The sequence below is a fragment of the Bradyrhizobium sp. Leo78 genome, from assembly GCF_059512425.1.
In genome coordinates this window covers 347,833-365,004 of record NZ_JCAMOT010000001.1, presented here as the reverse complement: position 1 = coordinate 365,004, position 17,172 = coordinate 347,833, and the positions used below count along the sequence as shown (strand labels likewise).

The 17,172-nt window shown below is 64.3% G+C and carries 18 protein-coding genes; 4 read left to right on the top strand and 14 right to left on the bottom strand.

Annotation, left to right across the window (positions count from 1 at the left end):
• Window positions 1-18 precede the first annotated feature (18 nt).
• On the top strand, window positions 19-414 hold the full coding sequence (locus tag AC5ZG1_RS01615) for a response regulator (protein ID WP_028163924.1): 396 nt from the start codon (window positions 19-21) through the stop codon (window positions 412-414).
• Window positions 415-556: 142 nt separating this feature from the next.
• Here the strand turns inward: AC5ZG1_RS01615 and AC5ZG1_RS01610 are convergent, their stop codons facing one another.
• The 9 genes from AC5ZG1_RS01610 to uvrC form a co-directional block, all read right to left on the bottom strand.
• Complete coding sequence (locus AC5ZG1_RS01610; RefSeq protein ID WP_028163923.1) at window positions 557-1,411, bottom strand: TIGR01459 family HAD-type hydrolase; 855 nt, start codon at window positions 1,409-1,411, stop codon at window positions 557-559.
• 250 nt (window positions 1,412-1,661) lie between these two features.
• Entirely contained in the window at window positions 1,662-3,143 is a 1,482-nt protein-coding gene (locus AC5ZG1_RS01605; protein WP_456645907.1) for an EAL domain-containing protein, read from the bottom strand.
• Window positions 3,144-3,296: 153 nt separating this feature from the next.
• Complete coding sequence (locus AC5ZG1_RS01600) at window positions 3,297-4,412, bottom strand: YihY/virulence factor BrkB family protein (protein WP_496131803.1); 1,116 nt, start codon at window positions 4,410-4,412, stop codon at window positions 3,297-3,299.
• Window positions 4,413-4,702: 290 nt separating this feature from the next.
• Complete coding sequence (aptA, locus tag AC5ZG1_RS01595; protein WP_456645909.1) at window positions 4,703-6,049, bottom strand: omega-aminotransferase AptA; 1,347 nt, start codon at window positions 6,047-6,049, stop codon at window positions 4,703-4,705.
• A 151-nt stretch (window positions 6,050-6,200) separates the two neighbouring features.
• A complete protein-coding gene (gene prmB / locus AC5ZG1_RS01590) occupies window positions 6,201-7,169 on the bottom strand; it encodes a 50S ribosomal protein L3 N(5)-glutamine methyltransferase (protein WP_456645910.1) in 969 nt (322 codons plus the stop codon).
• On the bottom strand, window positions 7,169-7,636 hold the full coding sequence (locus AC5ZG1_RS01585) for a molybdenum cofactor biosynthesis protein MoaE (RefSeq protein WP_130229535.1): 468 nt from the start codon (window positions 7,634-7,636) through the stop codon (window positions 7,169-7,171). The genes prmB and AC5ZG1_RS01585 overlap by 1 nt, the downstream gene beginning before the upstream one ends.
• Window positions 7,637-7,644: 8 nt before the next feature.
• Window positions 7,645-7,896, bottom strand: a complete 252-nt coding sequence (gene moaD, locus AC5ZG1_RS01580) for a molybdopterin converting factor subunit 1 (RefSeq protein ID WP_028163917.1) — start codon at window positions 7,894-7,896, stop codon at window positions 7,645-7,647.
• A complete protein-coding gene (pgsA, locus tag AC5ZG1_RS01575) occupies window positions 7,893-8,507 on the bottom strand; it encodes a CDP-diacylglycerol--glycerol-3-phosphate 3-phosphatidyltransferase (RefSeq protein WP_130229534.1) in 615 nt (204 codons plus the stop codon). The genes moaD and pgsA overlap by 4 nt, the downstream gene beginning before the upstream one ends.
• Before the next feature lie 89 nt (window positions 8,508-8,596).
• Window positions 8,597-10,678, bottom strand: a complete 2,082-nt coding sequence (uvrC, locus tag AC5ZG1_RS01570; RefSeq protein ID WP_456645911.1) for an excinuclease ABC subunit UvrC — start codon at window positions 10,676-10,678, stop codon at window positions 8,597-8,599.
• A 226-nt stretch (window positions 10,679-10,904) separates the two neighbouring features.
• Between uvrC and AC5ZG1_RS01565 the strand changes: the two genes are divergently transcribed.
• A complete protein-coding gene (locus AC5ZG1_RS01565; protein WP_456645912.1) occupies window positions 10,905-11,519 on the top strand; it encodes an outer membrane protein in 615 nt (204 codons plus the stop codon).
• 278 nt (window positions 11,520-11,797) lie between these two features.
• Here the strand turns inward: AC5ZG1_RS01565 and AC5ZG1_RS01560 are convergent, their stop codons facing one another.
• The 4 genes from AC5ZG1_RS01560 to AC5ZG1_RS01545 all read right to left on the bottom strand — a co-directional run bounded on the left by AC5ZG1_RS01560 (window position 11,798) and on the right by AC5ZG1_RS01545 (window position 14,539).
• Complete coding sequence (locus AC5ZG1_RS01560; RefSeq protein ID WP_027581161.1) at window positions 11,798-12,013, bottom strand: cold-shock protein; 216 nt, start codon at window positions 12,011-12,013, stop codon at window positions 11,798-11,800.
• A 259-nt stretch (window positions 12,014-12,272) separates the two neighbouring features.
• The gene (locus AC5ZG1_RS01555) at window positions 12,273-13,133 is read right to left on the bottom strand and encodes a 23S rRNA (adenine(2030)-N(6))-methyltransferase RlmJ (protein ID WP_130229533.1); all 861 of its coding nucleotides are present in this window, start codon (window positions 13,131-13,133) and stop codon (window positions 12,273-12,275) included.
• A gap of 133 nt (window positions 13,134-13,266) precedes the next feature.
• The gene (locus AC5ZG1_RS01550) at window positions 13,267-13,950 is read right to left on the bottom strand and encodes a ribonuclease T2 family protein (RefSeq protein ID WP_456645913.1); all 684 of its coding nucleotides are present in this window, start codon (window positions 13,948-13,950) and stop codon (window positions 13,267-13,269) included.
• A gap of 118 nt (window positions 13,951-14,068) precedes the next feature.
• A complete protein-coding gene (locus AC5ZG1_RS01545; protein WP_028163911.1) occupies window positions 14,069-14,539 on the bottom strand; it encodes a hypothetical protein in 471 nt (156 codons plus the stop codon).
• A gap of 171 nt (window positions 14,540-14,710) precedes the next feature.
• Here AC5ZG1_RS01545 and AC5ZG1_RS01540 point away from each other — a divergent pair, with 171 nt between their 5' ends.
• Both AC5ZG1_RS01540 and AC5ZG1_RS01535 read left to right on the top strand, forming a co-directional pair.
• Entirely contained in the window at window positions 14,711-15,001 is a 291-nt protein-coding gene (locus tag AC5ZG1_RS01540; protein ID WP_456645914.1) for a hypothetical protein, read from the top strand.
• A 25-nt stretch (window positions 15,002-15,026) separates the two neighbouring features.
• Window positions 15,027-15,566 carry a DUF3617 domain-containing protein gene (locus AC5ZG1_RS01535; RefSeq protein ID WP_456645915.1) on the top strand — a complete coding sequence of 180 codons (540 nt, stop codon included), beginning with the start codon at window positions 15,027-15,029 and terminating at the stop codon, window positions 15,564-15,566.
• A 220-nt stretch (window positions 15,567-15,786) separates the two neighbouring features.
• Here the strand turns inward: AC5ZG1_RS01535 and AC5ZG1_RS01530 are convergent, their stop codons facing one another.
• Window positions 15,787-17,172, bottom strand: coding sequence for an ATP-binding protein (locus AC5ZG1_RS01530; protein WP_130229529.1), 1,386 nt, complete (start codon window positions 17,170-17,172; stop codon window positions 15,787-15,789).

Below are 17,172 nucleotides of genomic sequence, written 5' to 3'. Positions count from 1 at the left end.
TGTTTTGGGGGAGAGAAGATGGCGGTTGATTTATCCATGTCGGTCCTGGTGGTTGATGACTACAGCACCATGATCCGCATCATCCGGAATCTTCTGAAACAGCTCGGTTTCGAGAACATCGACGACGCGTCCGATGGTTCCGCGGCGCTGAACAAGATGCGCGCCAAGAAATATGGTCTCGTGATCTCCGACTGGAATATGGAGCCGATGACCGGCTACGATCTGCTCAAGGAAGTCCGCGCCGATCCCAACCTCGCCACCACGCCCTTCATCATGATCACGGCGGAATCCAAGACCGAGAACGTGATCGCGGCCAAGAAGGCCGGCGTGAACAATTACATCGTCAAGCCGTTCAACGCGGCGACGCTGAAGACCAAGATCGAGGCGGTCTTCCCGGACATGGCAACGGCGTAAGTCCAAGCTCCGCTTTATCAGTTTCGTCATGCCCGGGCTTGTCCCGGGCATCCACGTTCTTGGGCCGCGTGCGCGGAGACGCGTGGATGGCCGGGACAAGCCCGGCCACGACGGCGGAGAGAGGGCGCGCCCTCTCAACTCACTACCACCTCAACTCCCGGATCAGCGCCTTCGGCGGGTGGCCGAACAGCTCCGTCACCGAGGCCGGATCGAGCTGGTCGACGCCTTCGAACTCTTCGGAATGGATGCCGCGGGTCACGAACAGGCAGTCGATGCCAAAGCCCTTGGCGCCCGCAATGTCGGTGCGCACGGAATCCCCGATCGCCAGCACGCGATTGAGTTCGACCGGATGGCCAGCCCGTTCGGCCGCCAGTTGCATCGCGCGCTCGTAGATCGGCTGGTGCGGCTTGCCGTAGAAGATCGCTTCGCCGCCAAGCTCGCGATAGAGCTCGGCGATCGCGCCGGCGCAATAAATCAGCCGGTCGCCGCGCTCGACCACGATATCGGGATTGGCGCAAATCAGTGAAAGCTTGCGTTCGCGCGCCTTCAGGAGCATCGCGCGATAGTCTTCCGGAGTCTCGGTCTCGTCATCGAACAGGCCGGTGCAGATGATGTAATCGGCCTGTTCCAGCGGCGTCAGCGGCGCATCGAGGCCGCGGTGGATCGAGGAGTCGCGCTCCGGGCCGACCCAGTGGATCTTCTTGCCGGGATGCTCGGCGACGAAATGCCGGGTCAGGTCCCCGGACGAGACGATCGCATCATAGGTCTCGTCGGCCACGCCCAATTTGCGCAATTGGCGCTGCACCGAGTCGGCCGGCCGCGGCGCGTTGGTGATCAGGATGACGGTGCCGCCCCGCTGGCGGAACGTGTGCAGCGCCTCGCAGGCCTCGGGAAACGACTCGAGCCCGTTATGCACCACGCCCCAGACGTCGGAGAGCACCACGTCGACGTCGCCAACGACATCGCGCAGCCGCTCGACAAAGTGAAGTGAGGTCATGATCGCGCGTTGCCTAGAGTGAAGTGATTGTTGCGTCGAGTGCCGTGGCCGCGGGCTCCCACCTCTCCCCAGCGGGGAGAGGTCGATTTGCTCCTGGCGATGCGAAGCATCGTCCAGCGCAAATCGGGTGAGGGGGTACAGGTCCCACGAGAGAGCGTAACCCCTCACCCGCGCCTTCGGCGCGACCTCTCCCTGTGGGAGAGGTCGGCACCTCCGAGGCGGCAACACGTTGCTCTAACCGCATCATACCCTAACCCGGGCCCACGACGCGGCGCGCCAGCGCGGCATTGCCGGTAACCCGCTGTGGCGGGTCGATGGTCGGGCTATTCTGGGGGAGGGGAGTGTTGGCGCCATTGGCTTCCTGCGGCTTGGGCGGCGAGGCCCCGGCGGTAGCAGATGCGCCTTCGGGCCGCAACGGCCGCGGCGGCGCGAACAGGAACCCCTGGCCGAACCGTACGTCGTAGTCGAGCAGGTCGACGACGGCGCGCTCGCCTTCGATCTTCTCCGCGATCAGATCGATGCCGTAGCGGCCGAGCAGGTCGGACAGATCTGAGGGGTGAATATCCGAGGTCGAGCTCTGCCTGGGATCGAGCAACAATGCCGCCGGCACCTTGATGAAGCGCACGCCGCGGTCGGCGAGCTCGCGCGGCTCGAAACGGAGGTCGCCGACGTTGTCGATCGAGAAGCGATAGCCGCGCTGCGACAGCGCGGCGAGATGCTCGCTCTCGGTCGGGCCGAGATTGCGGAAAGTCGACTGCTTGAATTCGAGCACGAAGGATGGGGCCAGCGCCCGATTGGCTTCGAGGAAATCCAGGCACTGGGTGAAATTGACGGCGTTGCCGAGCGTCGCTGCGGAGACGTTGCAGAATATGCCGACATCCTTGTTGCGGACCATCAGCCGGCGCAGCACTTGGACACAGCGCAACATCACCATGTGGTCGATGCGCCCGATCAGGCCGCCGGCTTCCGCTGCGCCGATGAACTCGTCGGCGGCGACGATCTGGTCGCGCTCGTCGCGCAGCCGCGTGACCGCTTCATAGTAGCGCACCTTGCGCTGCGGCAGCGTCACCATCGGCTGCAGGTAGAGGTCGAGCCGGTTGGCCTCGATCGCATTCCTGATGGTGGTGAGCAACTGACCCTGGCTGCGCGAGGCCTCGATGGCCTCGGCCGGAGTGGATACCGCCGGTGCCGGCGCCGCTGAGAAAACCTGTGGGGCCGTCGTCAGAGCTGCGGCCCTCCACACGGTGCCAGCTACCGGAGCTGGAGCGGTAGCGCGTGGCTCCGGTTCCAGCTCTGCTGCGGGCCCACTCGAAGGCGCGCCCGCAGCGGTTGCCAGCATGTCTTCATGGCTGGCGACGGAGGCCGCAAGCTGCTTCACCAGATTGCCGAGCTCGTTGATTTCGCCGACCACCGCCTGCAGGCGGTCGGCGCTGGCGGAATTGGCCGACACCACGCGGCCCTCGACGGCGGCGAGCCGGCGGCCGAATTCGGCAACCTGGCGGGCGAGATCGGCGGTGCCGCGGGAGAGGTCCGCGATCTGGCCGCCGACATCGGAGCGGTCGCGCAGCCGCAGCGACACGGCATTGTAGAGGATCATGAAGGTCAACGCGGTCAGCGCCACGATGGCCGATTCGGTTCCGCTGATGCCAGCGACCGAATAGAGCACAAGGCCAAGCGAGGCCGCGACCAGAACCATGCAGATGGCGATGAAGATCGTCGAAATGCGAATCATGTCCGCGCGTTACGCCCTCAAGTTTGGCTGTCCACCTCGGCTGTCCCACCCGGGAAAACACGGGCCTCTTAGGCGCGGTCTTGTCTGCGTTCCCCCAAGCGGGACTACTGTACCATCAAGTTTGATTCGGCAGGCTAGCGTTCTTCGGGAGGCTTACGAAACCGCCGGTCCAACCGTGTCGGCGACCTCGGCCTTGCGGGTGCCAAGCGGCTTCGGGCGGCCTATGGTTGTGTCCACCGCGGTCTGGTGCTCGATCTCCGCATTCAGCTCCGCACCCAGCAACATGATGCTGGTCGACATCCACATCCACATCATCAGCCCGATGGCCGCGCCAAGCGATCCATAGGTAGCCGTGTAGTTTCCGAAATTCGATAGATACCAGGACAGCGCCGCTGAGCCGGCGATCCAGAGCAGCGCGGAAGCCAGCGTCCCGATGCTGAGCCATTCCCAACGCGGCGCGCGGCGACTCGGTCCATACCGGTAGAGCACCGCGAGCCCGGCCGCCAGGATCAGGAACAGCAGCGGCCATCGCCCAAGGCTGACGAGAAGCTGGCTTTCGGGCTTCAGCCCAAGACGATCGAGCAGCAGGGGAAGCACGACCACCGCGCTCACCATCACCAGGAGGGCTGCGATCGCGCTGAGGGTGAGGGCGAGCGAGATCAGGTTCAATCGAATGAAGCCGCGTGTCTCGCGCTCGTCATAGGCGACATTGAGCGCATCGATCACGGCCTTCATTCCGGCATTGGCGCTCCAGACCGCGAGCGCCAGCCCGAACAGGAAGGTCGCGCCCAATTCTCCGGTGCCCTTCGCGAGCACCCGGCCGATCTGATCCTGCACGATCTGGAACGAGCCTTCCGGCAGCATCAGCGCCAATGTCTGAAGATTCCTGGTGATGGTCGAAGGATCGGCATAGAGCCCGTAAAACGAGACCAGCGCGGTGATGGTCGGGAACACCGCCAAGAGGCCGTAGAACACGACGCCTGCGGCGGTGGCGAGCAGGCGGTCGTCATTGATGCGCTGATAGCAGCGCCACAGGATGTCCCTCCAGCCCGCGAGCGGGATCTGGAGCGGGCTCTCCGCCCGGCGTCCCCTGCCGGGTTCGGCCAGTTCGCGGGCGAAACGGCCCGGCGCTCTCGCCGGGTCTATAGCGTTGTGGGCGGGCGCGGGCTTCGGATCGGGCTGAAGAAAGCGATGGACGAGAAGGAGCAGGATCGTCGTCGCCGCGATCAAGAGCCAATTCTCGCCCTGTCCGGGGCGCGCGTCGGACATCGGATTCCTCCAGCGAGGAGTTGTCCCTGGTTCGGATGAACGTGAGCCGGATTTGAATGTTCCGGAACGACGACCCTCTCCGTCATTCCGGGGCGCGCCTCTTGGCGCGAGCCCGGAATCCATCGAGCCGCAACCGCATGTGGAGAAATGGATTCCGGGCTCATCGCTTTGCGATGCCCCGGAATGACTGAGGGACATTTGAATCAGAACTCGCCTGCTTCATTGCGAGCAAAGCGCATTCCAACCTATCGCCTCACCCTCTCAGGATGAGGGTCCAGCAAAATCGAACGCTACGCCACCGCGCGGATGATCTTGCCGACCTTGTCGACGATCTCGCCGATCTGATCCTCGCTGACGATCAAGGGCGGCGTCAGGCACAGCGAGTCGCCGGCGATCCGCAGCATCAGGTCGTTGTCGTGGAAGGCGCTGTTGAGTGCGGCGAAGCCGCGCTTGCCAGGGCCATCCGCGATCGGGGCGAGATCGATGCCGGCGGTGAGGCCGACGGTGCGGATATCGACCACGTTCGGCTGCTCGCGCAGCGACATCACGGCGTCGGCGAATTTCGGCTCGAGCTTGCTTGCGCGTTCGAACAGCTTCTCCTCGCGATAGATGTCGAGCGTCGCAAGGCCGGCGGCACAGGCCAGCGGATGGGCCGAATAGGTGTAGCCATGGGTCAGCTCGACCACATGCTCAGGGCCATTCATGAAGGCGTCGTGGATGGCGCCGCGCACGATCACGCCGCCCATTGGAGCCGCGCCATTGGTGATGCCCTTGGCGAAGGTGATCATGTCGGGCGTCACGCCATAGCGCTCCGCAGCGAAGGCAAAGCCGAGCCGGCCATAGCCGGTGATGACCTCGTCGAAGATCAGGAGAATGCCATGCCTCTCGGTGATCTCGCGCAGCCGCTTCAGATAACCCTTCGGCGCCGGCAGCACGCCGGTCGAGCCAGCCATCGGCTCGACGATCACGGCGGCAATCGTGTTGGCGCCGTGCAGGTTGACGAGGCGCTCCAGCTCATCGGCGAAATGCACGCCATAGTCCGGCTCGCCCTTGGTGAAGGCCTGCTTCCCGCGGTCATAGGTCGCCGGCAGATGATCGACGCCGGTGAGCAGCGAGCCGAACAGCTTGCGGTTGCCGACGATGCCGCCGACGGAGGTGCCGCCGAAGCCGACGCCGTGATAGCCGCGTTCGCGGCCGATCAGGCGGATGCGGCTGCCCTGGCCGCTGATCTGGTGATAGGCCAGCGCGATCTTCAGCGCGGTGTCGGCCGCTTCCGAGCCCGAATTGCAGAAGAACACGTTGTCGAGTCCTTCGGGCGCCAGGTCGGCGATGCGGCTGGCGAGCTCGAAGGCTTGCGGGATGCCGAACTGGAACGGTGGCGCGTAGTCCATCGCCGCGGCCTGCTTGGCGATTGCTTCGGCAATCTGGGTGCGGCCATGGCCTGCGTTGCAGCACCACATGCCGGCGGCTGCGTCGATGATCTGGCGGCCGTCGACGGTGAAATAGTGCATGTCCTTGGAGCCGGCGAGCAGCCGCGGCTGCTTCTTGAAGGCGCGGTTGGCGGTGAACGGCATCCAATGCGCGGCGAGATCGTTGGGAACGTTGACGGCGGCGGGGCGGGGGCTCTTGTCCAGCATGGGGGCCTCGTTGATCGCGTGAGCTGATTTGCCTTGAAAGTATCAGCTTCGCTGGGCGAGGTGAACGGCGCGAGCTGCGATATTTCCGCCGCGTTGCACTGCGTCACGCGGCGTCATCGCGCGAAGCGGACACTCGTTGCGAAGAAAAGCGTCAAACCGACGAGAGATCGGATGCGCTGATCCAGAACACTTCGCCTTCGGAATCCTCGGTATCGAGCCAGAGCAGCGGCAAGTGCGGATAGGCGGCTTCCAGGACCTCGCGCCCGCGGCCGATCTCGCAGAGCAGCCCACCTTCCGGAGTCAGATGCTGCGGCGCCTCGTCGAGGATGCGCCTGACGATGTCGAGCCCGTCGGCGCCGCCGTCGAAGGCGAGTTTCGGCTCGGCGCGGCATTCGCGCGGCAGCGAGGCCATGCCGAGCGCATCGACATAGGGCGGATTGGAGATGATGAGGTCGTAACGCCTGCCCACGAGCGGTTTGAACAGGTCGCCCTGGTGCAGCGTCAGCCGATCCTCGAGTCCATAATCCCGGACGTTGCGCGCGGCGACCGCCAGCGCGTCCTTGGAGATATCGACGGCGTCGATATCGGCATTCGGGAAGCTTTGGCTGGCGAGGATCGCAAGGCATCCGGAGCCGGTGCAGAGGTCGAGCACGGTCACGACGGACAAGGGATCGTCGATCAGCGAGCCGCCTTCCTCATCGCCGGCGAAATGCGAATCCAGCAGCTCGCCGATGAAGGAGCGCGGCACGATGGTGCGCTCGTCGACATAGAAGGGCAGGCCGCGCATGTAGATCTTGTTGACGAGATAGGCGGCCGGCTTCCGCGTCGCGATGCGGCGCTCGATCAGATCGAGGATCCGCTTGCCCTCATGCGCGGTGACGCGTGCGCCGGCGAACTGGTCGAACTGATCGGGATGCAGGTGCAGGGTTTCGCAGACCAGGAAAGCGGCCTCGGCCACCGGATCGGTGGTGCCGTGCGCGAACACGAGCTTTGACTCGGTGAAGCGGCTCACCGCATAGCGGACGAAATCGAGCAGCGTCTTGAGCTCGCCCGCGGCAACCTTGGGGGACTTCGCTGCAGATCGGCTACCCTTGGCAGCCGGCGTGGTACGTTTGGCCATCAGGACTTGGTCCAGCGCGCGGCTGCCGCGTCATCATGGTCGCGCGCCTCGATCCAGCTCGATCCCCGCGCGCTTTCCTCGCGCTTCCAGAACGGCGCGCTAGTCTTGAGGTAGTCCATCAGGAATTCGGCGGCCTGGAACGCGGCCTGCCGGTGCTGCGACGCCGTTACCACCAGCACGATGTTCTCGCCCGGCGTGATGCGACCGACGCGGTGAATGACAGTAAGACCGGACAGCGGCCAGCGCGACATGGCTTCTTCCGCGTGACGCCTGATCTCGGCTTCCGCCATGCCGGGATAGTGCTCCAGCGTCAGCGCCGCGATCGGCTCGCCGTTCTCGCTGCCGCGGCAGATGCCACTGAAGCTGACAACGGCGCCGATATCGGTGCGGCCCTTGCCGAGCGCGGCAATCTCCTGCGCGATGTCGAAATCGGCGTCCTGGATGCGGATGGTCGCAATCGCGGTCATGTTGTGGCTCAGCCGCCTGTCATCGGCGGAAAGAACGCGATCTCGCGCGCGCCCGATATCGCGGCGTCCTGCTGGACGTGGGCGTGGTCGATCGCGGCGCGGATCACCTTCGGCTTCTCGAAGGCATAGGCGGAGGCTTCGTCGCGCCCGGCAAGCCAATCGATCAGCTCGCCAATGGTGCGGATATCGGCCGGCGGCTCGATGGTCTCCTCGGCCCTGCCGATGCGCTCGCGGACCCAGGCGAAATATTTCACCTTCATCCTTCATCCTCCTTGATGAGATGATGGATGCCGGCGCGGAAATAATCGTAGCCGGTGTAGATCGTGACGATCGCGGAGATCCACAGCAGCGCCAGCCCGATCAGCGTCACTACCGGGACCATCTGATCGCCGGCCTCGCCCGCCAGCAGGAAGCCGATCGCGACGAGCTGCACCGTGGTCTTCCATTTGGCGAGCTTGGTCACGGGAACGCTGACGCGCAGGCCGGCGAGGTATTCGCGCAGGCCCGACACCAGGATCTCGCGGCAGAGGATCACGATCGCCGCCCACAGCGTCCAGCCGTGGATGATGCCGTCCGCGGCCAGCATCAGCAGGCAGGAGGCAACCAGGAGCTTGTCGGCGATCGGGTCCAGCATCCGGCCGAACGCCGACTGCTGGTTCCAGATCCGGGCATAATAGCCGTCGAGGTAATCGGTGATCCCGGCGGCAATAAAGATCGCGACCGCCACCCAGCGCAGCCAGAGCGGGCCGTCCATGATCGCCTGCACATAGATGCAGCCGACCACCACCGGGATGGCGGCGATGCGGGCGTAGGTCAGGATATTCGGGAGGGACAGGGTCTTGGGCTGCCCCCTTGTGGTCGCCATGTTCATCCGTCTTACCAATACCGCTGAAGCGTCGAGGTCAACCGTGGGCGCATAAGATGGTCCGCTGCAGGCGACGCCTTGATGACTCCATCTCTCTAGCCCCCCGGCTGGGAGTGGAAAAACTCGAAGATCTTCCGCGCACTCTCGGCGCTGACACCGGGAACCTTGCCAAGGTCGGCGATCGAGGCGCGCTCGATCTCCTTCAGCGTTCCGAAATGATGCAGCAGCGCACGCTTGCGCGAGGGACCGATACCGGGAATTTCCTGTAAGCCGGCCTCACGGATGTCCTTCTTGCGCAGCTTGCGGTGCGAGCCGATCACGAACCGGTGCGCCTCGTCGCGCAGCCGCTGGATGAAATACAGCACGGGATCGCGCGGCTCCAGCTTGATGGCCTCGCGATCGGGCATGAACAGCGTTTCGCGGCCGGCGTCGCGGTCCGGCCCCTTGGCCACCGCCATCAGCGATACCTGGGTCAGCCCGAGCTGGTCGAAAATCTCCTTCACCGCGTTCAACTGCCCACGGCCGCCGTCGATGATGACGAGGTCCGGCCATTGCGGGAAGGAATCGTCGTCAGCCTTGACCTTGGCCTCCTCGCCCTCGGCGGGCTTCAGCAGCCGCTTGAAGCGCCGTTCCAGCACCTCGCGCATCATCGCGTAGTCGTCGCCAGGCGTAAGCCCTTCCGACTTGATGTTGAACTTGCGGTACTGGTTCTTCATGAACCCGTCGGGACCCGCCACGATCATGGCGCCGACCGCGTTGGTGCCCTGGATGTGGCTGTTGTCGTAGACCTCGATGCGCTTCGGCGCCTGGGGCAGGCCGAGCGTCGTGGCCATGCCTTCGAGCAGCCGGCCTTGGGTCGCGGTGTCCGCGAGCTTGCGGCCGAGCGCCTCGCGGGCATTGGTCAGCGCATGGGTGACCAGCTCTTTCTTCTCGCCGCGCTTGGGAACTGAAACCTCCACCTTGCGACCCGCCTTGACCGACAGCGCGTCGGCGAGCAGCTCGGCGTCCTCGACCTCGTGCGAGAGCAAAATGAGCTTCGGCGGCGGCTTGTCGTCGTAGAACTGCGCGAGGAAGGAGGAGAGCACCTCCTCCGGCGTGAACGATTTTTCCGCGCGCGGGAAATAGGCGCGGTTGCCCCAATTCTGGCCGGTGCGGAAGAAGAATACCTCGACGCAGGAATAGCCGCCCTCCTGATGGATGGCGAACACGTCGGCTTCCTCCACCGTGCGCGGGTTGATGCCCTGCTGCGACTGGATCGCCGACAGCGCGGCGAGGCGATCGCGGTAGAGCGCGGCGGTCTCGAATTCGAGCTCGGCGGAAGCCTTCTCCATTTCGCCGGCAAGCTCCTGCTTCACCGCATGGCTGCGGCCCGACAGAAACTCGGTCGCCTCGCGCACCAATTCGCCATAGCCAGGGAAATCGATCTCGCCGGTGCAGGGACCGGAGCAGCGGCGGATCTGGTAGAGCAGGCAGGGGCGGGTGCGGCTCTCGAAGAAGCCGTCGGTGCAGGAGCGGATCAGGAACGCGCGCTGCAGCGCCGTGATGGTGCGGTTGACGGCGCCGGCGGAGGCGAACGGGCCGAAATACCGCCCGGGCCGCGTCTGCGCGCCGCGATGCTTGAGGATCTGCGGCGCCCAATGGTCGCCCGTGATCAGGATGTAGGGAAACGATTTGTCGTCGCGTAGCTGCACGTTGAAGCGCGGCCGGAGCTGCTTGATGAGGTTGGCCTCGAGCAGCAGCGCCTCGGTCTCGGTGGTGGTCGAGACGATCTCGACATTCACCGTCGCCGCGATCATGCGCAGGATGCGCGCCGGCAGCGGCGCGTTGGGCCGGGCATAGGACGAAAGCCGTTTGCGGACGTTCTTCGCTTTGCCGACATACAGCACGTCGTTGGCCGCGTTGAGCATGCGGTAGACGCCCGGCGAGGTCGGGGCGAGCCGCACCGCATTCTCGATCGCGGCATGGCCGACCGCGAGCGTACCTTCGGCGACGGCCTCCGCCGGTTCCTCGGGAACCTCGGGCAGCCGCGCGTCCTCGTCCTCCTCCGCGGCCGACGTCGCCGGATCGACGTCGCCGGTGACGAGCGCGAGGTCCTGCGGCGGCAAGTCTGGGTTTCCGCCGTGGCGCGCTCCTTTGGGCACGGACGCCTTCGGATGGTCGGTAGAATCGTGATCCATGGGCCTAAACTAGGCGCTGCCGGCCGCCATCGCCAGCATCGGGCTCCGAGTGGAAAGCCTTGCGCCGGTAACGCTTCATTAAGATTGATGAGGGGGCGGTAACCGCCCTTAACAAGGCTTTAACTTAAAACTTTCGATAAATCTTCCCGAAAAAACAGTGAATTCCGTAACCACGCCGGCCTTCGCAACCGGCAGGTCGCGGCTGTTGCGTTCTGGAGTGGTTGCGATGAAGCGGTTTGTCGTCTTGCGCCTGCTGGCGCTGTTGGTCGGGGGATGGACGACGTCGTCAGCAGCGGCCGATTATCGCGGGCCCTATACCGTCAACCAGCCGCTCAACGCCATGAGCTGGGCAGGGCCCTATCTCGGCGGCAATTTCGGCTATGCCTGGGGCGGCGTAAACAACAACCCGACCAAGCCGTCGGGTTTCGCGGGCGGCGCGCAGATCGGCTACAACTGGACCAACGGCCCGTGGGTGTTCGGCGCCGAAGGCGACATCCAGGCCACCGGCGCGGAAGAAACCTTTGCGCCGTGGAAGTTCTCGAATCCCTGGTTCGGCACCATCCGCGGCCGCGGCGGCTACGCATTCCAGAACGTGCTCTTCTACGCCACCGCCGGCCTAGCGTTCGGCGAATTGCGGGCCGAAACTTTCGGCCTGTCGGAGTCCAAGACCAATGTCGGCTGGACCGCCGGCCTTGGCGCCGAGATGGCCTTTGCACCGAACTGGAGCGCCAAGCTCGAATATCTCTATGTCGATCTCGCCAGCAGCAACTTCATCATCACCGGCGCGTCGAACGGCTACCATTTCGGCGTCATCCGTGCCGGCGTGAACTATCACTTCTAGAGTTTTCGGTTCTGATTGAATCAGAACCGAAGCTCTAGATTCTAGTTTTGACGCGTTTTCTTCACGCGAACCGGTGTCCACTTCGCTCGAAAACGCTCTAACCAATCACTTCGAAGAATAAGAAAACGATCGACGACAACCTTCCGGCCGTCGCAGGCGGCCGGAATTTTTTTATGCCGAACTGACGCGCGAGATCGCGCACATGCCTGTGCGAGCGGGGCGCCGCCCGGCAAATCGTTACCCGAGACTTCAGTCCGCTTCAGCGTGAGCGCAAGGGCTCACGATGAAATCACCAGATTGACCGCCTTGGGGCCTTTGCCCTTCTTGTCTGGTTCGACGTCGAACGTAATACGCTGTCCTTCGGTCAAATCCTTTAGTCCTGCGCGTTCGACTGCGGTGATGTGAACGAACACATCGCGGCCGCCGTCGTCAGGCTTGATGAAGCCGTAGCCGCGCTCTCCATTGAAGAATTTGACTGTCCCAGTCATGGCCATCGGGAAACTCCTCCCCCGCATTGCACCGCCGCTACGCGCAACTCACGTAGCGGGTGACCGGACATTCGCTGCCGGAAGCTTGGCCACCTCAGCGGACCTGTGTCACGCCACCGACCCGCCTGGATTTTTCTTCGGCCTCGTCACTCCGCCGCAACCATTCGCGGAAGCGGAACGTAAAGCCAGTCCTAACGTGACAAGCATAATACGGTTCCGGGCAAGTTGCCTATGGTCGAGTGGGAGTTTTCAGCAACGGCGTTGGTTAAGGTTTGGGCGTCTCCAGCCTGAATCGGCCCGCGCCGCCTTGGCCCAAGGGCTTTTCCAGCTCGGGCAGGATCATTCTGAGTTCACCGGCAAGCGTCCAGGGCGGATTGACGATCAAGAGCCCGGTCGAGACCAGGCCGCTCTCAGCTTCGCGAGGCGCGACGCTGAATTCGAGTCGCAGGCACTTGCCGGCCGGCTTGCTGTTGCCTGTCTCGAAAGCGACATGCCGTGCGAGATCGTCGGTCACGCGACGGCTTTTGACCGGATACCACAGCAGATAGCTGCCGGTCGGCCATTTGGCGAACGCCTCCGAAAAGCCTTGCGCCAGCCGCTCGAACTCGTCCTTGGCTTCAAAGGGCGGGTCGATCAGGACCAGGCCGCGCCTTTCTTTCGGCGGGACGAAGGCCGGCAGCGCGGTCCAGCCATCGAGGTCGACCACCCGCGCCTGGGCGTCGCGGCGCAGCGCGTCGATCAGGCGTTTGCGCGCCTCCGGCTCGAGCTCGCAAGCGGTGAGGCGATCCTGGGGCCGGAGCAGCGCCCGTGCGATCAAGGGCGAGCCCGGATAGGCCTTCAGTTCGCCCGGCGGGCTGAAGGCTCTCACAATGTCGAGATAAGGCAGTACCAGCGGCAGCGCTTCGTTCGAGAATCGCGCCTGCATCACGCGCGCGATTCCGGTCAGCCATTCGCCGCCGCGCCGTGCCTCGTCGGAGGTGAGATCATAGAGGCCGGCGCCGGCATGGGTGTCGATGAGGCGGAGCGCCGCCGGCTTTTCCTGCAGATAGAGCAGGATTCGCACCAGCACGATGTGCTTGATGACGTCGGCAAAGCCGCCGGCGTGAAAGGCGTGACGGTAGTTCATGAGATATCTGCTGGTCTGTACACCGCACTTCTACTCGTCATGGCCGGGCTTGTCCCGGCCATCCACGCGGTCGCCGCTGTCAAGAGGGGCCTCGATGCCCGGGCAAGCCCGGGCATGACGATGGAGAGACTGTCTAACCGCCCCGGATCGGCGGCATCACCACCTGGTCTCGGCGGCAGGCGCGGCGATCGGTTTCCTCGCAGGCACGGAACTGCATGTCCTTGCTCATGCAGATCCTGACCTCGCTGAGTCGCTTGCTGTCGCAGGTCACCGAGATTGCCGAGCTGCTGAGGCCCGGATTGGCCTTGATGAAGGCTTCCTCGATTTCGCCGGGTGCGACCGTCTTTGGCTCCGACAATTGCAGGAATTCGTCAGGGATCTTCACCGCGGCGCGGGCCTTGCGGATGCTCTCGAAATAGGCGCGTGCGGGGAGGCCCGAGCAGGTGCCGTGCTTGTCCCATTCGTTGTAGATCAGCCCGGGCGCCGGCATCAGGTCGAGCATCGAGCTCATGACATTGCGGGCAAGGCGTGGCGCCGGCCGCTGGCAATATTCCGGAAAGCCGCGCTCATATTGCGGCCAGAGCCCATGCACCACGAAGGAGTAGGGGCGTCCGCCGCATTGGACCTGCGCCCGCCGGCCATCGCCGCGCTCGGAGGCGGCTTCGCAGAACGACGGCGACCAGGACAGCGCAAGCACGTAGAAATCGAACTCGCCCGGCGCGTTTTGTCGGCGGTCCTGGGCGCTGACCGGGCCAATCGCGGCAAAAAAGGCAAGGACGGAAATCAGCAGGCGGGAAACCAAGGCCAATCGAAACATCAAGCACCCCTCACACTCGACCGCGGGCGAGCCTAGCAGGGAGATGGAACATTTCAAGAACAAATTGTGATGTGACGCATTGCTTGATTAACAAGCGTCGTCACACCAGCCCTAAGGATCAAGGCCGGGCCGACTTGCAGGCGGGATTATAGGCCCAGTTGCGGTCCAGTCCGACCACGCACCATTCGACGCCCTGGCCGATGCTGGCAAATCCGCCATCCTCGATGATTGAGAAATGCACGGTGCGCACCTTGCCGTCGCTCAACACCGCGTCGCCCGAGCAGTAGCGGCGCGGGATGTTGTCGGACTGCCAGGGACGGAAGGCAGTCTCGTGGATGCGCGAATAGCCGGTGATCACCAGCGGGGAATTCCAGAACTGGCTCTCTTTTTCCTGGAACTGAGAGGCGATGGTCTGCAGCGCTGCCTCGCAGGGGGCCACCCGTCCTTCGTACTTCGGTCCGGACAGCCAGAAATTCAGCTCGAGCGGATTGGCGGCGTGGGCAGTCTGGGCGGACGCCAACAGGCCAACCAGCAGGCCGAATGCGGCGCAGAGGCCAGTTTTGGTCGAGGAACGAACAGAGTTGCGCATGAGAATCCGCCGGACAATCCAATGCGCCGGACGGTGCCGCGAAGGCCGGGCGAGGTCAAGTGCAACGCGGCAACACTGGCGGAGAACTCCGCAAATCTCCGGCCCACGATTCTTTTCACGGTCGCCCGCGCACTTTATGGTGCCGCCCAAAGATTTGAGGAGAGTCTGCAGATGCGAAAAATTCTGGCCGCTGGCATGGTTGCCGCAAGCGCAATGCTGGCCGTTGCACCGGCCAAGGCCGACTGGGTGCCCCCGTTCAAGGGCAATGATACCGGCGGCATCATTGCTTATTCGCTGGCCCAGCAGGCGGACGCCCGCCAGCTCGCGGTCGATCACTGCGCTTCCTACGGCAAGGTGGTGAAATTCCTCGCGGTGCAGCCCTATGAGGGTGGGTACGTCTCCTTCTCCTGCCGCTGGGTGCCTTGGGGCGCCGCCGAGCGGCCGCTGCGCACGCTTTATTGATCGGCACCGGTACCGGCATCGCCGCATGACGCGATATTTCGTTCTGCTCGGATCGGCCATCGGCCTGGCTGCGCTGCTGCCCGGGGCGGCCGGCGCCGTCGATCTGCCGGTCCGCAAGGCGGGCCTGTGGGAGATGAAGATCGCGCGCACGGGCTCGACCACGCCCGAAATGACGATGCAGCATTGCACCGACGAGACCACCGACAAGGACATGAGCACGGCGGTCTCGCCGATGGCGAAGGATATCTGCTCCAAGCAGGATATCCAGAAGACCGCGACCGGCTATGTCAGCGATTCCGTGTGCGGCGTCGCCGGCGTCACGGTGACCTCGCATGCCGAGATCACCGGCGACTTCAACTCCGCCTACACGGTCAAGACGACCTCGCACGCCGATCGCGGCTCGACCGGTGCGGCGCACGATACCACCGGCACGATCGAAGCTAAATGGCTCGGCCCCTGCAAGGCGGACCAGAAGCCCGGTGACATCATCATGGCCGGCGGCATGAAGATGAACATCAAGGACATGGAAAAGCTGAAGGGCATGATCCCCAAGCTGCCGAAGTAAGTTCTTTTCGTAGCCGCATGCGCTTCAAGCGTCCGCACTAGCTCAGCCTTGTGATGCCAATTGTTGCGCCCTCTCCCCTTGTGGGAGAGGGCTGCTTAGCTACTTGCAGCGGGCTCGCTTGGGTGAGGGGTTCTCTCCACGAACACCACCGCCCGTGGAAAGAATCCCTCATCCGGCGCTCCGCGCCACCTTCTCCCACAAGGGGAGAAGGGAAGAATTGTTACACCGGCACTCTCACCGTCGCACGCAGGCCGCCCATCGGGCTGTCGCCGAGCATGATGTCGCCGCCATGCGAGCGGGCGATGTCGCGGGCGATGGCCAGTCCGAGGCCGGTGCCGCCCTCGTCCTGATTGCGGGCGTCGTCGAGCCGCAGGAATGGCTTGAACACCTCCTCGCGCATATCAGCCGGAATGCCCGGGCCATCGTCATCGACGGTGACCGTAAGATAGCGGTGGTCGCGGTGGCCGGTGATCGAGATCGTGTTGGCGTGCCGCGCCGCATTGGAGACGAGATTGCCGAGGCAGCGCTTGAACGAGGCCGGCTTCACCGTCACGACAGGCAATCCGTGGAAGGCGACGGTCGCAGTATGGCCGTGGCGTTCGGCATCGTTGCGCAATTCCTCCAGCGCCATCGTCATGTCGGTCGGCTGTGCGACCTCGCCGGAGTCGCCGCGGGCGAAGGCGAGATAGTCCTCGAGCATCATCGACATCTCGTCGACGTCCTTGCGCATGGCGTCGATCTCGGGGCCTTCGCCGAGCAGCGCGAGCTCCAGCTTGAAGCGGGTCAGGATGGTGCGCAGATCGTGCGAGACGCCGGCGAGCATCGCGGTGCGCTGCTCGATCGTGCGCTCGATGCGCGCCTTCATCTCCAGGAAGGCGTGCGCCGCACGCCGCACCTCGCGCGCGCCGCGCGGCCGGAAATTCGGTGCCTCCCGGCCCTTGCCGAAGCTTTCGGCGGCGTCCGCCAAACGCAGGATCGGCTTGATCTGGTTGCGCAGGAACAGCACCGCGACGATCAAAAGGATCGTGGAGGTGCCGAGCATCCAGAAGATGAAGATTTCCGAATTCGATGCATAGGCGGCGCTGCGCAGCGCGAAGATGCGCATGATCGCGTCGTCGAGTTGCACGCGGATCTCGACCAGGTTGGACCTGCCGACGGTGTCGATCCAGAACGGACGGCCGATCTGGCGGCCGAGCTGCACCGACAGCGACTGGTCGAGCAGCGAAAAGAACGGCTTTGGCCCGGGTGGCGGCATGTCGCCGGGAGGCAGGAAATCGACCACGAGCTGGAGCCGCTGCGCGATCCGGCGCACCTGCGCGCGGTCCTTGTCCTGCGGATAGGTCTTGTAGACGTCGATGAGGGCGGCGATGTCCTGCACCACAGCGGTGGAGAGGCGGCGCGTCACCGTGTTCCAGTGCCGTTCCATGAACACGAAGGCCACCACGGTCTGCAGCACCACCATCGGCACGATCATGATCAGCAGCGCGCGGGCATAGAGGCCGGTCGGCATCCAGCTCTTGAACGCGTTTCCCATCCGGCCATTGGCTCTGGAGACGCGCTGCGAGGCGTTGCGGATCAGGCTCAGGCCCGTGTCGATCGTGCTCAT